11 protein-coding genes are annotated in these 14,485 nt (G+C 54.1%); 6 read left to right on the plus strand and 5 right to left on the minus strand.

Features of this window, described 5'->3' with window-relative positions:
- Window positions 1-87: 87 nt before the first annotated feature.
- The 5 genes from HP435_RS20220 to HP435_RS20240 all read left to right on the plus strand — a co-directional run bounded on the left by HP435_RS20220 (window position 88) and on the right by HP435_RS20240 (window position 4,011).
- The gene (locus HP435_RS20220; protein WP_173599132.1) at window positions 88-624 is read left to right on the plus strand and encodes a methylated-DNA--[protein]-cysteine S-methyltransferase; all 537 of its coding nucleotides are present in this window, start codon (window positions 88-90) and stop codon (window positions 622-624) included.
- Window positions 617-1,330, plus strand: coding sequence for a 2OG-Fe(II) oxygenase (locus HP435_RS20225; protein WP_173599131.1), 714 nt, complete (start codon window positions 617-619; stop codon window positions 1,328-1,330). Before HP435_RS20220 ends, HP435_RS20225 begins: the two co-directional genes overlap by 8 nt.
- Before the next feature lie 14 nt (window positions 1,331-1,344).
- Entirely contained in the window at window positions 1,345-2,163 is an 819-nt protein-coding gene (locus tag HP435_RS20230; protein ID WP_173599130.1) for an SPL family radical SAM protein, read from the plus strand.
- 109 nt (window positions 2,164-2,272) lie between these two features.
- On the plus strand, window positions 2,273-2,980 hold the full coding sequence (locus HP435_RS20235; protein ID WP_173596893.1) for a molybdenum cofactor biosynthesis protein: 708 nt from the start codon (window positions 2,273-2,275) through the stop codon (window positions 2,978-2,980).
- Between the two features lie 5 nt (window positions 2,981-2,985).
- A complete protein-coding gene (locus HP435_RS20240) occupies window positions 2,986-4,011 on the plus strand; it encodes a ThiF family adenylyltransferase (RefSeq protein ID WP_122963991.1) in 1,026 nt (341 codons plus the stop codon).
- 35 nt (window positions 4,012-4,046) lie between these two features.
- Here HP435_RS20240 and HP435_RS20245 read toward each other — a convergent pair whose 3' ends face one another.
- Genes HP435_RS20245 through HP435_RS20255 form a run of 3 tightly spaced genes read right to left on the minus strand, consistent with a single transcriptional unit; the run spans window position 4,047 to window position 7,620 of the window.
- Window positions 4,047-5,180 (minus strand): sensor histidine kinase, encoded by a 1,134-nt coding sequence (locus HP435_RS20245; RefSeq protein WP_173599129.1) that lies wholly within the window; start codon window positions 5,178-5,180, stop codon window positions 4,047-4,049.
- Complete coding sequence (locus HP435_RS20250) at window positions 5,177-5,851, minus strand: response regulator transcription factor (RefSeq protein ID WP_122963989.1); 675 nt, start codon at window positions 5,849-5,851, stop codon at window positions 5,177-5,179. The genes HP435_RS20245 and HP435_RS20250 overlap by 4 nt, the downstream gene beginning before the upstream one ends.
- A complete protein-coding gene (locus tag HP435_RS20255; RefSeq protein ID WP_173599128.1) occupies window positions 5,848-7,620 on the minus strand; it encodes an ABC transporter ATP-binding protein in 1,773 nt (590 codons plus the stop codon). The genes HP435_RS20250 and HP435_RS20255 overlap by 4 nt, the downstream gene beginning before the upstream one ends.
- 280 nt (window positions 7,621-7,900) lie before the next feature.
- Between HP435_RS20255 and acnA the strand changes: the two genes are divergently transcribed.
- Entirely contained in the window at window positions 7,901-10,630 is a 2,730-nt protein-coding gene (gene acnA / locus HP435_RS20260) for an aconitate hydratase AcnA (RefSeq protein WP_122963987.1), read from the plus strand.
- A 222-nt stretch (window positions 10,631-10,852) separates the two neighbouring features.
- On the opposite strand, the gene HP435_RS20265 is transcribed toward acnA, so the two are convergent.
- Together HP435_RS20265 and HP435_RS20270 are read right to left on the minus strand one after the other, a co-directional pair.
- Window positions 10,853-12,739, minus strand: a complete 1,887-nt coding sequence (locus HP435_RS20265) for an ABC transporter ATP-binding protein (protein WP_173599127.1) — start codon at window positions 12,737-12,739, stop codon at window positions 10,853-10,855.
- Entirely contained in the window at window positions 12,736-14,466 is a 1,731-nt protein-coding gene (locus tag HP435_RS20270; RefSeq protein ID WP_173599126.1) for an ABC transporter ATP-binding protein, read from the minus strand. The genes HP435_RS20265 and HP435_RS20270 overlap by 4 nt, the downstream gene beginning before the upstream one ends.
- Window positions 14,467-14,485: the final 19 nt, after the last annotated feature.

The following is a 14,485-nucleotide window of genomic DNA, read 5'->3' on the forward strand; positions in this document are numbered from 1 at the left end:
GCTGATTTATTGCCGAAAACGTACGGAATCGCGAAAACAAAGGTATACTGTGCGTACATTGGCAACTGTTAAGGAGGCGCAAACAAAATGAACAAAAATCAGCACATATACTGGGCAAAAGTAGAGCATGGCGAGTGGAGTCTGTACATCGCAGCAACAGAGAAGGGACTTGCTTTCGTCGGCTCCAATCACCACCCGATTGACGAATTGGCACAATGGGCAGCGCGGCGCAAACCCAGATACGCTCTCGTCCAGGATGCGGCTCGGCTGGCTCCGTACGCCAAAGAGATCATCGAGTATTTGCAGGGAGAACGCCAGCAGTTTTCAGTCGCCCACGATCTGTCGGGCACTCCTTTTCAACAAGCGGTTTGGCAGGCGTTGCAGCAAATTCCGTACGGACAGACGGCCTCTTACTCCGACGTTGCTGCCCACATCAACAACAGCGCGGCTGTCCGGGCAGTGGGCGCAGCGATTGGCGCCAATCCGTTGTTGTTGACGATTCCGTGCCATCGGGTGGTCGGAAAAGACGGGAAGCTTACAGGCTATCGCGGCGGCCTCCCCATGAAAACAGAGCTGCTCAAGCTGGAGAAAACGAGCGTGAAACGGAGCGCTGTCCATGTCTGACACGTTGGCGAATCGAATCGACGCGCAAAGCTGGGAGCAGATCGTTCATGAGTTGGATGCACAAGGCTACGCCACTCTCCCGCGCCTATTAAAGGAAGAAGAATGTCAGGAGTTGATCGCGGGCTACTCCGCTGACTCGCTTTTTCGCAAAACAATCCAGATGGAGCGCTACCGCTTTGGCAGCGGCGAATATCGCTACTATCAGGCTCCGCTGCCGCCGCTCGTCCAACAGCTCAGGGCAAGCTTGTATCCCCGGCTGGCTCCAGTAGCCAATCATTGGGGGCAACTGCTCGGACATACGGCTGCTTTCCCTGCGGCTCTGACTGATTTTCTCGATCATTGTCACCAGCACGGACAGACCAGGCCGACGCCGCTGATTTTAAAATACGAAGCAGGCGGCTACAATTGTCTGCATCAGGATATGTACGGAGAGCTGTTTTTTCCGTTTCAGGTTGTGTTTGTCTTAAATCAGCAGGAAAAAGACTTTTCCGGCGGGGAATTTCTCCTGACAGAGCAACGGCCACGCGCGCAAAGCAGAGGTCATGTGATAACCTTGGAACAAGGGGCGGGATTGATTTTCCCCACCTCCTACCGCCCTGTAGCCGGGACACGCGGCTACTACAAAACGACGATGCGTCACGGAGTCAGCACGATCACGACAGGCACGCGGTACAGCCTGGGCATCATTTTCCACGACGCTACGTAAAAGAAGGGATTAGCTTGAAAAGCACGCTCTTTTACAAACAACCGAAGTCGCTCCTGAATAAAGGCAGCGGCTTTCTCGCGGATTACACGCATTCGCTCAACCCGTATACAGGCTGTTCGTTCGCCTGTTCTTACTGTTACGTGCGGCAAATGCCTGTCTCGCTGTTTCGCGGTTTGGACTGGGGCACGTGGGTCGACGTCAAAACCGAAGCAGCCACGCTGCTTGTCAAAGAGCTGAGCAAAGCAAAGGCAAAAGGCAAGGTCACGATTTTCATGTCGTCGAGCACAGACCCTTATCAGCCTGCGGAGTACCAGGAAAAAGTGACGCGCTCGCTGTTGGAAGTCATGGCGGACAATCCACCCGACTTTTTGCTCGTTCAGACGCGCAGCCCGCTGGTCACGCGCGATATCGATTTGCTCGTTCAACTCGGAGAGCGTGTACGGGTCAGCATGACGGTGGAAACCGACCGGGAGGATATGCGCAAGCTGTTTTCGCCGCAGGCCCCGCCGATTGCGGCTCGGCTGAAAGCGTTGGAGCGACTGGCTGCCGCTGGCGTCCCGACCCAGGCGACGATCGCTCCGGCCTTGCCGAGCACGGAAGCGTTTCCCGACTTGCTGCGGCCGCTGGTCACGCGCGTCTGTTTGGACGACTTTTATATGGGAGACGGCAGCGGCGGCAAACGGACGAGCAAAAACGGCATCCCCGCCCTGTTCAGCGAAGCGGGACTAGAGGAATGGGCGGGACCTTCCGCGTATCGGATCGTCTACGAGCGGCTGTTGCGCGTCTTCGCCCCTGACGAAGTCAAAATCAGCCAGGAGGGATTCGCCCCCTAGCCCTTTTAGCGTGCACCTTGCAGCCCTTCGCTCATTGGCATCTCTCTCCGATTGTGATATCGTCAAGCCATAGAGAACTGTCATTTACAAGCGGAAGTGAGGAATTGCCTTGACGATTACCGTATTGTTGTTTGCCGGACTGGCCGAACGCGCCAATGCCCGTGACATCCAACTGACTTTGCCAGAAAACGCTACTGTACACGATCTGCTGCAAGCAATCCGGGAAGAGTACCCTGTCCTCGCCCCGCTGCTCGGCAGCAGTTTTGTTTCCATTAATCACGAATACGCCCAGCCTGATCGCGTCATTTCCGCTCAGGATGAGATCGCTCTTTTGCCTCCAGTCAGCGGCGGTGAAGAAGTGCCCTTTTTTGCCGTTACCCGGGAAAAGCTCTCGGCGGACAAGCTGGTCAGCCTCGTGAGCAACCCGCACGCAGGCGCGATTCTCACCTTTGTCGGGACGGTGCGCGAATTTACGCACGGACAGCGCACGGTCTACCTGTCCTATGAAGCGTACGAGCCGATGGCAGTGGAAAAAATGAAGCAGGTCGCGGACGAGATCAAGGAACGCTGGCCTGGCGCGACCGTCGCCATGCATCATCGCATCGGAGACTTGGCTGTAGAGGAAATCGCAGTCGTCGTCGCCGTCGCTACTGCGCACCGCAACGAGTCTTTTGAAGCAGGGCGCTACGCCATCGAACGACTGAAGCAAATCGTTCCGATCTGGAAAAAAGAAATGTGGGAAGACGGCAGCGAATGGAAAGGCCACCAGCAAGGCCCGTGGAATCCGCTTGCCTCCGAGTACGGAAAGGAGGAGTAGTCGCTTTGGATACACGCTATTCCCGTCAAATCCTGTTTCATCCGATCGGACGCAGCGGGCAGGAGAAGCTCGGACAAAGCCGTGTGGCGATCGTCGGCATGGGGGCGCTTGGCACCGTGCTGTCGAATCATCTGGTTCGCGCCGGAGTAGGCTTTGTCCGCCTGATCGACCGCGACTTCGTGGAGCCGAGCAACTTGCAGCGGCAGATGCTCTACGACGAGACGGATGCCGCCGAGCATTTGCCAAAAGCGATTGCAGCCCACGCCAAGCTGTCGAACATCAATTCATCCGTCGTCATCGAACCGATTGTCGCCGATCTGTCCGCCTATAACGCCGAGGAATTGCTTTCTGACGTCGATCTGGTGCTGGATGCGACAGACAACTTCCAGGTTCGCTATCTGGTCAACGACGTCTGCGTCAAGCACGGCATTCCGTGGGTGTACGGCGGTGCTGTCAGTGCGACGGGCACGTTTACCACGATCCGTCCCGGCATCACGCCATGTTTGCGCTGTTTGTTCCCGGAAGCTCCCAACCCGGGCGAAATGCCCACTTGCGATACAGCGGGCGTCATCGGCCCGATCATTCATATCGTAGCTTCGTATCAAGCTACCGAAGCGTTCAAGCTGTTGGTCGGCGCAACAGACGACCTCAACTTGAATCTGGAGCATTTTGAAATCTGGCAAAACCGCCACCAGCAAATCAAAGTGGCGAATGCCCGCCGCAGCGATTGCCCAACCTGCGGCAAGCACGAATACACCTTTTTGCAGCCCGAATCCCAAGACGGACAGGCAGTCTCTCTCTGTGGCCGAGACACGGTGCAAATCTCGCCGGGCGCTGCTGTCTCGCTCGATTTGGACGCTCTCGCAGCACGGCTCGCTCCACTGGGCCGAATTGAGCAAAACAAATTCCTGCTCCGCTTCCACGTCGATGCATACACCCTCGTCGCCTTCCCGGACGGGCGCGTACTCGTGCAAGGAACGGATGAGGTCAGCGTAGCAAGATCGCTGCACGCCAAATACATCGGGGCGTAATGCCACGACAAAAAGACCTTGAGAATGTATGGCTCTCAAGGTCTTTTTCTTTTTCGATGCTGTTCCTCGGCGCCAGGCTGCCCATCTGGTTGAGCGTCCGCCTGCTCGCTCGGCCATGCTACTGTAAAAGTCGTTCCTTTTCCCGGCTCGCTCTTCACGGAAATGGTCGCCTCGTGCATCTCCACAATTTTTTTGACGATGGACAGTCCAAGACCGCTTCCGCCTGTTGTGCGATTGCGCGACTTGTCTTCCTTAAAAAACCGCTCAAAAATGCGTTCGAGATTTTCTTTGGCGATGCCGATCCCCGTATCGGAAATGCGCACCTGTACAGCGCCCTGCTGCTCGTGCAGTGCGACGCGAATCTGTCCGCCCGGCTCGGTGAACTTGATGCTGTTGGCAAGCAGATTGTTCCACACCTGGCTCATCATGTCCTCGTCAGCCACGATGTGCACCTTTTCCAGATCAAGCTCCATTTCAATCTCTTTGTCCAGCCATTGCGGCTCGCAAGCCAAAATGATTTGTTGCAACTGCTGATCGAGACGATAGCGCTTGCGTTCAAACGGGTGATGCTTGCCCTCCAGCGAGGTCAGCTTCAACAAGTTGTCACTGATTTTGGACAAGCGGTTGCTTTCCGTTTCGATGATCTCCAAATAATGTTGACGATCTTCGGCGCTCAGGCTGTCGTTTTGCAGGGCGCGGGCGAAGCCGCGAATCGAAGTCAGCGGCGACTGGATTTCATGCGAGACATTGGAAATGAACTCTTGGCGCATGTTCTCCATTTCCTGCAATTGCTCCGCCATGTGATTGATGCCCGCCACGAGCTGCCCCCACTCCCGCTCCACTTTGAAATCCAGATTCACGTTGAAATCTCCTTTGGCAATCCGTCTTAACGCATCGATCAGCAATTGAAACAGCTCCAGATGTCGCGGACGGACAAAGCGAGAAATCACAGACGCTATGAGAATAAACAAAACGAAGCTGAGGAAAGAGCTGACTACTGCTCGAATAAATTCGCTCTGCGTAAGTCCGACGAAACCAGTCGCCCAATACGCCCCAGCCCCGCAGACGATGAGCAAAGCCACCAGCCCGACCAGAAACAGCAGTTTCAGAACGATAAACTTGCGACTGGAATGGGACAAATGGTTCGGCATTTGTTTTGGCTGTTTCATTTGTCCAGCTCCAGTCGATAACCGAGGCCGCGGACGGTGCGGATGCGAAAGCCGTACTCCCCTTCCGGAAAACGCTCGCGCAGCCGATTGATGTGCACGTCGACGGTGCGTTCGTTGCCTTCAAAATCGTAGCCCCAGATTTGCTCGATCAACTGCTCGCGCGGAATCGTCTGCCCCGGATAGCTCGCCAGCTTGAACAACAGTTCAAACTCTTTCAACGGAATCGTCCACGCCTTGTCCTGACACGCAATCTCGAACGTCTTGCGATCCAACTGCAAAAGCCCTGCCTGTACTTTGTGGGAGGCGGCGATTTTGTAGCGCTTGAGCAGCGCTTTTACCCGCACAGCCAGTTCTGCCGGCTCAAACGGCTTGACGAGATAATCGTCCGTTCCGAGTTCGAAGCCTTTGACTTTTTGTGCCGTCTCTCCTTTGGCCGTCAGCATGAGCAGCGGGGTATCGTAATGCTCACGCAATTGTCGGCACAGCTCCCAGCCGTCCATCTGCGGCATCATAATATCGAGGATGACCAGATCGGCACCGGGCGATTCCATTTTTTTCAGCGCCTCGACGCCATTTTCCGCTTCCACGACCTCGAAGCCCTCGTTGCGCAAAAAGACGCGGACAAGCTCACGAATGTGCGGATCGTCGTCCACTACCATAATTTTCGTCATGTCGCCTGCACCTTCTCCTTCATCAGCAATTGCTGGCTAGCCAGCTCCTTGTACATGTCGTGCGATTCAAACAGTTGTTCGTGCGTTCCCATTCCGGTTATTTTGCCTTTTTCCAGGAAGATGATCTGATCCGCGTCCACCACGGTAGACAGTCGGTGGGCAATCACGAGAGTCGTGCGCCCCTTCATCAAGTTTTGCAACGCTTGCTGAACGATGATTTCCGACTTGCTGTCGAGGCTTGAGGTCGCTTCATCCAGCATCAAAATTTGCGGATCGCGCAGCAGGGCGCGGGCAATCCCGATGCGTTGGCGCTGTCCTCCCGACAGCTTGACGCCTCGCTCTCCTACTTGAGTGTCGTACCCATCAGGCAATTCGTCAATAAACTGGTCCGCGTACGCCATCGCCGCCGCTTGTTTCAGTTCTGCTTCGCTAATCGGGCGGGAAATGCCGTAGCAAATATTTTCCCGGATCGTGCCTGCAATCAAAGGGCTTTCCTGGGAGACGTAGCCGATCTTGCTGCGCCATGATGCCAGCGAAAACGTATCGATCGGATCATGTCCCAAGCGAATTTCGCCTTCTGCTGGCTGATAAAACCGTTCCAGCAAGGCGAACAGCGTCGTTTTGCCGCTTCCGCTCGGCCCGACAATCGCCGTCACTTTTCCCGCCGGAATCGTGAAGCTGACCTGATCGAGAATGCGCTCCCCGTTTTCGTAAGCAAAGCCCACTTTGTCCAGCTGGATCGGCAGCGCTGCATTTTCCAGTGTGCGACCTGTCTCGTGATCTTCCTCCGGTTCCTCCAATGTAGCTATGATTCGCTCTGTTGCGCCCATTGCCTTTTGCAGTTGGGTAAAAAATTGGGTAAACTGCCCCAGCGGCATGATGATCTGAACGAGGTACAAAATAAACGCGACAAGTTCGCCAGCGCTCAGAGCGCCAGTCGCAACGCGCATCCCGCCGTAGCCCATGATCACGACGAGCAACACCATCAAAACAAACGAGATCAACGGCCCGATCATCGCCTGCACGCGGCCTTCTTTCAGCCCGTAACGGAACAGGTTGCCAATCCCCCGGCTTCCGGCTGCGTACTCATGCGGCTCGGCGTTTTGCGCCTTGACCAGCCGCACCTCGGACAAGACTTGATTCATAACTGTAGTAAAGCTCGCTGTCTCATCTTGCAGCCCTTTGGAGATTTTGTACATTTGCCGGCCTAACGGGACGAGAATCGCGATGGACAGCGGGACGGCGATCAGCATCGTCAGCGTCATTTGCCAATCGAGGTACAACAGCGTTGCCACCGATCCGATGATGGCGATAATTCCGGTATAAAAGTTGGCGAGGTGCTCGCTGATCAGCCCTTTGACAACCCCGGTGTCGTTCGTCATCCGGCTGATCGTTTCTCCCGTGCGATGGTTGTCATAATAAGCGACGGGCAGGACGAGCAGCTTTTTCCACAAGCGCTCACGCAGCGCAGCCACAATGCTCTGGCCGACGTGATTCAACAAGTAGATGGACAAGCCGCTGGCAATGGCTTGCGCGACGAAAGCAATCATCAACAGCGCAATTTGCCCCTGGCTGATCGTCGAAAGGGTGAAGCTGTCGACGAGGTCTTTCGTAAACATCGGAATGACCAGACTGACCACAGTCGTCGCGATGCTCATAAACAAGGCGATGCCGAGCTTCATTTTGGACGGCTTCGTTGCCTTGATGAGTTGATAAAAAGGTCGCCAATTTCCCAATCCGGGTCGTTGGTTGGTCGTTTGTTCTTTCATATAGCTGACTCCTCTGCTTGTTTTTCGTGACAAGTGATACGATAACGGATGAATGTAAACGAAATATAAACGGGATAATACATGAAGTCTGGATATTTTTCCTTCATTAAATACAACGGGAAACATACCGGTTTGTTTTTTCTCCCATCATTTTTGTATATAAATGATGAATTTGGGGTAGAAGCCGGGAAACAAATCGAGTATAATAAGTTCGTAATAAGGAAACGAAACTGCGTTTCACCAGATGAAACCCCAAGTTACAATAGGGAGGTTGTATACATTGGCTAAACAAGATGCTTACAAAGTGAAATCTTCCCTGCAAGTAGGCGACAAGTCTTTCGCGTACTATCGCCTGCAAGGATTGGAAGAACAAGGACTCGGCGATGTTTCCAAACTGCCGTTCTCCATTAAAGTTTTGCTTGAGGCTGCTGTACGTCAGTTCGATGGCCGTGCGATCACCAAAGAACACGTACAACAACTGGCGACCTGGACAAAAGGCCGCGACGAAAACCAAGAAGTACCACTCATGCCAGCTCGTATCGTCCTGCAAGACTTCACAGGCGTACCTGCTGTCGTTGACTTGGCAGCGATGCGTATCGCGATGAAGCGCGCTGGTGGAGATCCAAAACGAATCAACCCGCTCGTGCCTGTTGATCTCGTAATCGACCACTCCGTAATGGTTGACGATTTCGGTAATGCAGCAGCTCTGGACAACAACATGAAGCTCGAATTTGAACGCAACCAAGAGCGCTACCGTTTCCTGCGTTGGGCGCAAACAGCGTTTGACAACTTCCGTGCTGTTCCTCCAGCTACTGGTATCGTTCACCAAGTAAACCTGGAGTACTTGGCAACTGTTATCGCTACTCGCGAAGTAGATGGCGAACTCGTTGCTTTCCCTGACTCTCTGGTAGGTACTGACTCCCACACCACCATGATCAACGGTCTTGGTGTTCTTGGCTGGGGTGTCGGTGGTATCGAGGCAGAAGCAGGAATGCTCGGTCAACCTCTGTACTTCGTAACACCAGAAGTTGTCGGCTTCAAACTGACTGGCACCCTGAATGCTGGTGCAACGGCAACTGACCTCGCCCTGACTGTTACGCAAATGCTGCGTAAAAAAGGTGTGGTAGGTAAATTCGTGGAGTTCTACGGCCCTGGCCTGTCCAACATCTCGCTGGCTGACCGCGCTACCGTAGCAAACATGGCTCCTGAGTACGGCGCTACAATGGGCTTCTTCCCTGTAGATGCGGAGACACTCAACTACATGCGTCAAACTGGTCGTGAAGAAGACCTGATCTCTCTGGTAGAAACTTACACCAAAGCACAAGGTCTGTTCCGTACCGACGACACTCCAGACCCAGTCTTCTCCGAAACATTGGAACTGGATTTGTCCACTGTCGTACCAAGCTTGGCTGGTCCAAAACGCCCGCAAGACCGCGTAGAGCTGACTGCTATGAAGGAATCCTTCAACAACAGCCTCCGTACGCCAATCGACAAAGGCGGATTTGGTCTTTCCGAAGAGAAAATCGCAGCAAGCGCACCAGTTGCTTATCCAAACGGTGAAACCGCTACGCTGAAAACAGGTGCTGTCGTGATCGCAGCGATTACTTCCTGTACCAATACATCAAATCCTAGCGTAATGCTGGGTGCAGGTATCCTGGCGAAAAAAGCAGTGGAAAAAGGTTTGAAAAAGCCTCCTTTCGTGAAAAGCTCCCTGGCTCCAGGTTCCCGCGTCGTAACGCAATACCTGACTGACGCTGGTCTGATTGATTCTTTGGATGCGATCGGATTCAACGTAGTCGGCTACGGTTGCACCACTTGCATCGGTAACTCCGGTCCATTGCCGGAAGAAACCAGCAAAGCAATCGCTGACGAAGACCTGACAGTAGCAGCTGTTCTGTCCGGTAACCGTAACTTCGAAGGACGTATCCATGCACAGGTAAAAGCGAACTACCTCGCTTCTCCTCCATTGGTTATCGCCTACGCACTGGCTGGTACTGTAGACATCGACCTGACTACAGAACCAATCGGTACTGGCAAAGACGGAGAGCCTGTTTACCTGAAAGACATCTGGCCAACTCCACAAGAAATCTCGGAAGCAATGGGCAAAGCAATGAACCCAGACCTGTTCCGTGCCGAGTACGGCCAAGTGTTCACACAAAACGAAGCTTGGAACAAAATCGACGTTCCAACTGGCGATCTGTACGAGTGGGACGAAAAATCCACCTACATCCAAGAACCGCCATTCTTCAAAGACCTTGCTGGCGAAATCGCAGCGATCGCAGACATCAAAGCAGCGAACACCATCGCTCTGTTCGGTGACTCTGTGACAACTGACCACATCTCCCCAGCTGGTAACATCTCGCCAACCAGCCCTGCAGGTATTTATCTGCAAGCAAATGGCGTAGAGCGCAAAGACTTCAACTCCTACGGCGCTCGTCGTGGTAGCCACGATGTCATGATGCGCGGTACGTTTGCCAACATCCGTATCCGCAACCAAGTGGCTCCTGGCACTGAGGGCGGCGTAACGAAATACTTGCCATCCGGCGAAGTTATGTCCATCTACGATGCTTCCATGAAGTATCAAGCAGACGGCACTCCACTCGTTGTACTGGCTGGTAAAGAGTACGGTACTGGTTCTTCCCGTGACTGGGCAGCAAAAGGTACTTTCCTCTTGGGCATCAAAGCGGTTATCGCTGAGAGCTTCGAGCGTATCCACCGTGCGAACCTCGTAGGTATGGGCGTTCTGCCTCTGCAATTCGCTGACGGCCAAAGCTGGAAGTCCCTGGGCATCGACGGTACTGAGTCCTTCAGCATCCTGGGTCTCTCCGACGAAGTTCAGCCAGGCCAACGCGTAAAAGTAGAAGCAACCAAACAAGACGGCAGCAAGTTCGAGTTCGAAGTAATCGTTCGTCTCGACTCCATGGTAGACGTAGACTACTACCGCAACGGTGGTATTCTGCAAACTGTTCTTCGCCAGCTGCTGGACGAAGGCAAACCAGTAAACGCGTAAGTTTTCGCGACACAAATAAGTTCGTAACAGCACCCACCCAAAAAAGCAGGCCCCGGAGTTTTCGGCGGCCTGCTTTTTCGTGTTCTGGAGCACGTACAAAAACCACCACAAAAAGTCTGTGGTGGTTACTGATTTACTACTCTACTGGCGTTTGGTTTGGAAAGAAAGCAGTTCAAGTGTCACGGAGCTTTGCCAGCGGAGGCTGGGAATCCCGCACTTTTATTAGCTTACTTGCGTCTCGCTGTCTTGCGAAAACTGGCTGTTGTACAAATCGGCGTAGAAACCGCCCTGCGCCAGCAGTTCTGCGTGATTCCCCTGCTCGATCACCGTGCCCTTGTTCATGACGAGAATCATATCGGCATCGCGGATCGTCGACAGGCGATGGGCGATCACAAAGCTCGTTCGTCCTTCCATCAGACCAGCCATCGCTTTTTGAATCAACAGCTCTGTCCGGGTATCGACGCTGCTCGTCGCCTCATCGAGAATCAAAATCGCCGGATCGGCGAGGAACGCCCTGGCAATCGTCAGAAGCTGCTTCTGTCCTTGCGAGATATTCGATGCTTCCTCATTCAGCATCGTCTCGTATCCTTCCGGCAGTGTCCGCACAAAATGGTCGGCATGTGCTGCTTTCGCCGCCTCGATGATCTCGGCGTCGCTTGCCCCCGCCCGTCCGTAGGCGATATTTTCCTTGATCGTTCCGTTAAACAGCCACGTGTCCTGCAGCACCATGCCAAACTGGCTCCGCAGCTCGCCCCGCGGCAAATCGCGGATGTCGTGTCCGTCAATCGTAATGCGTCCGCCATCAAGCTCGTAGAAGCGCATGAGCAAATTGACCAAAGTAGTCTTGCCAGCCCCGGTCGGTCCGACGATCGCCACCGTCATGCCTGGCTGTACATCGATGTTCATATCCGTAATCAGCGGTTCCGCTTCCTTGTAGCCAAACGACACGTGTTCGAACTGCACATGCCCCTGCGAACGGACAGCGACAGCTTCCGAGCGCTCATCTGCCGACTCCTCTTCTGCGTCCAGCACTTCAAAAACACGCTCGGCAGCGACAAGCGTTGACTGGATGATGTTCGCAATGTTGGCCGTTTGGGTAATCGGCTGGGAAAACTGCTGGGCGTACTGGATGAACGCCTGCACATCCCCGATCGTAATACTGCCGCGAGTCACGAGCACGCCTCCGACTACACAGACAAGCACAAATCCGATATTGCCGACAAACATCATCAAAGGCATCATGATCCCGGCAAGAAACTGCGCCTTCCAGCCTGATTGATACAGCTTTTCGTTAATCGCATCGAACTTCTCGATCACGCTTTTTTCCCGGCCAAACGCTTTGACGATTTTATGCCCCGTGTACATTTCTTCCACGTGACCGTTCAGTTCGCCGAGCGCTTGCTGCTGTCCTTTGAAATGCGGCATCGAGCGGGAAGCCACCAGTTTGATCACAACGACGCTAAGCGGCAAGGTCAGCATCAAAATCACCGTCATCAGCGGACTGATCGTCAGCATCATGACGACTACCCCCACCAGCGTGATGATCGACGTGATCGTCTGCGTCAAGCTTTGCTGCAACGTCCCGCTGATCGTATCCACATCGTTGACGACCCGGCTCATGATCTCGCCATACGTGCGCTCGTCAAAGTATTTCAGCGGCAGCCGCGCCAGCTTTTCATTTACTTCTTTGCGCAAAGCATACACGGTCTTTTGCGCGACAGAAGCCATCACGTATTGCTGAATATAGGCAAACAGAGACGAAAACAAATACAGCCCGATCAGCGTCACGATAATTTGCCAGATCGCAGAAAAATCGAACGTCGCCCCAGGTACTCCCTTCACCTTGCCCATGAACCCTTCGAAAATCGTAGTCGTTGCATTCCCCAGCAGCTTCGGACTGAGAATACCGAAAATCGTACTGAGTGCAGCGGTCAAAAAGACGATGAACAGCTGGAAGCGATACGGCTTCAAATAGCCGAGCAAGCGGCGCAGCGTCCCTTTGAAATCTTTTGCCTTCTGACCAGGCATTGTCAGCATTCCAGGCCCGCCGAAGCCCATCGGCCTTTGCCCGCCTGGCCCTTGGGGAGGTCGTTGTTGATTTTCCTTCATGCGAGTTCCTCCTCTGTCAGTTGGGATGTGACAATCTCCTGGTAGATGCTACAGGTGGCAAGCAGCTCGCGGTGTGTGCCGATCCCCGCCACTCTGCCTTCCTCCAGCACGATGATCTGGTCAGCGTCCATCACCGTGTTGACCCGCTGTGCCACGATGATGACCGTCGCCTCCTGCGTTTCGCTTTTCAAGGCAGCTCTCAGCTTGGCATCTGTTTTGAAATCAAGCGCCGAAAAGCTGTCGTCAAAAATGTAGACGCCCGGCTGGCGAACGAGCGCCCGGGCAATCGAAAGCCGCTGCTTTTGCCCGCCGGACAAATTGGCTCCGCCCTGCGAGAGCACCGTATCCAATCCGTCCGGCATGTTCTCGATAAAGTCTGTGGCTTGGGCAATGTCCAGTGCGTGCCGGATTTCCTCTGTTGTCGCCTCTTCTTTTCCGTAACGAATATTGTCCGCAATCGTCCCGGTGAACAGCAGAGCCTTTTGCGGCACGAAGCCAATGTTTGTCCGCAGCTCGCTTTGCGGCCAGTCGCGCACATCCGTGCCGCCTACTTGAACATACCCGCTCTCGACATCGTAAAAGCGCGGGATCAGGCTGGCGAGCGTGCTTTTCCCCGAGCCGGTTCCTCCGATCACGGCCGTCACCTGTCCACGCCGGGCCACGAAAGAAATGTCGGAGAGGGCGGGCTTTTCTGCGCCTGGATAGCGGAACGTCACTTGGTCAAAAACGACGTCTCCCCCTGCGCTTGCTTTCCCTACACTTGCCTGCTCGCGGTCGACGATGACCGGCTCAGTCGAGAGCACGTCGTGAATCCGCGCCGCTGAAGCGGAAGCTCTCGGCACCATGCTGAACATCATCGACGCCATCATCAAGGAAAACAAAATTTGCATCGCATACTGCAAAAAGGCCATCAAATCGCCTACTTGCATATGGCCCGTGCTAATCCGCAATCCGCCAAACCAGATGATCGCAATCGAAGTGGCATTCATCATCAGCATCATGACAGGCATCATCCCAGCCATGATCTGGTTGGCTTTGATCGCTGTCGCAGTCAAATCTTCGTTCGCGCGATTGAAGCGTCCCCGCTCGTGCTCAATCCGATTGAAAGCCCGCACGACGCGGATGCCTGTCAACGACTCGCGCAGCACGAGATTGAGCTTGTCGATTTTGCCTTGCATGGCTTGGAAATACGGAATCCCTTTCGAGCCGATCCCGAAAATCGCCAGGACCAAAATCGGAATCGCCACGATGATGACGATGGACAGCTCCGCGTCTTTGGACAAAGCCATGATGATCCCGCCGATGCACATCATCGGAGCCATGACCATCATCCGCAACATCATGTTCAGCACCTGCTGGACTTGGGCAATGTCATTGGTCGTTCTCGTGATCAGCGAAGCGGTCCCGTGCTTGTCGAACTCCTCCAGCGAGAACCGTTCAATATGACTGAACACGCTGCTGCGTATCCGCATCCCGAAACCGGAAGCAGAACGGGATGCCATGTAGCTGGCCGCGACAGACAAAACTGCAGCGCCTGCCGAGACAAGCAGCATGAAGCCGCCCGTTGTCCATATATAAGCCGTATTTTCCTTCACGATCCCTTCGTTGACGATATGTGACATCAACGTCGGGAGATACAAGTTCGCAATCGACTGAAGCAGCATAAACAACATCGTCAGAAAGACCATCTGACGGTATGGCCGTAAATAACGCAATAATTTCAGCAAAAAAATCCTCCTTTTGTCC

Origin of the sequence: Brevibacillus sp. HD3.3A (assembly GCF_013284375.2) — a bacterium.
GTDB lineage: Bacteria > Bacillota > Bacilli > Brevibacillales > Brevibacillaceae > Brevibacillus > Brevibacillus parabrevis.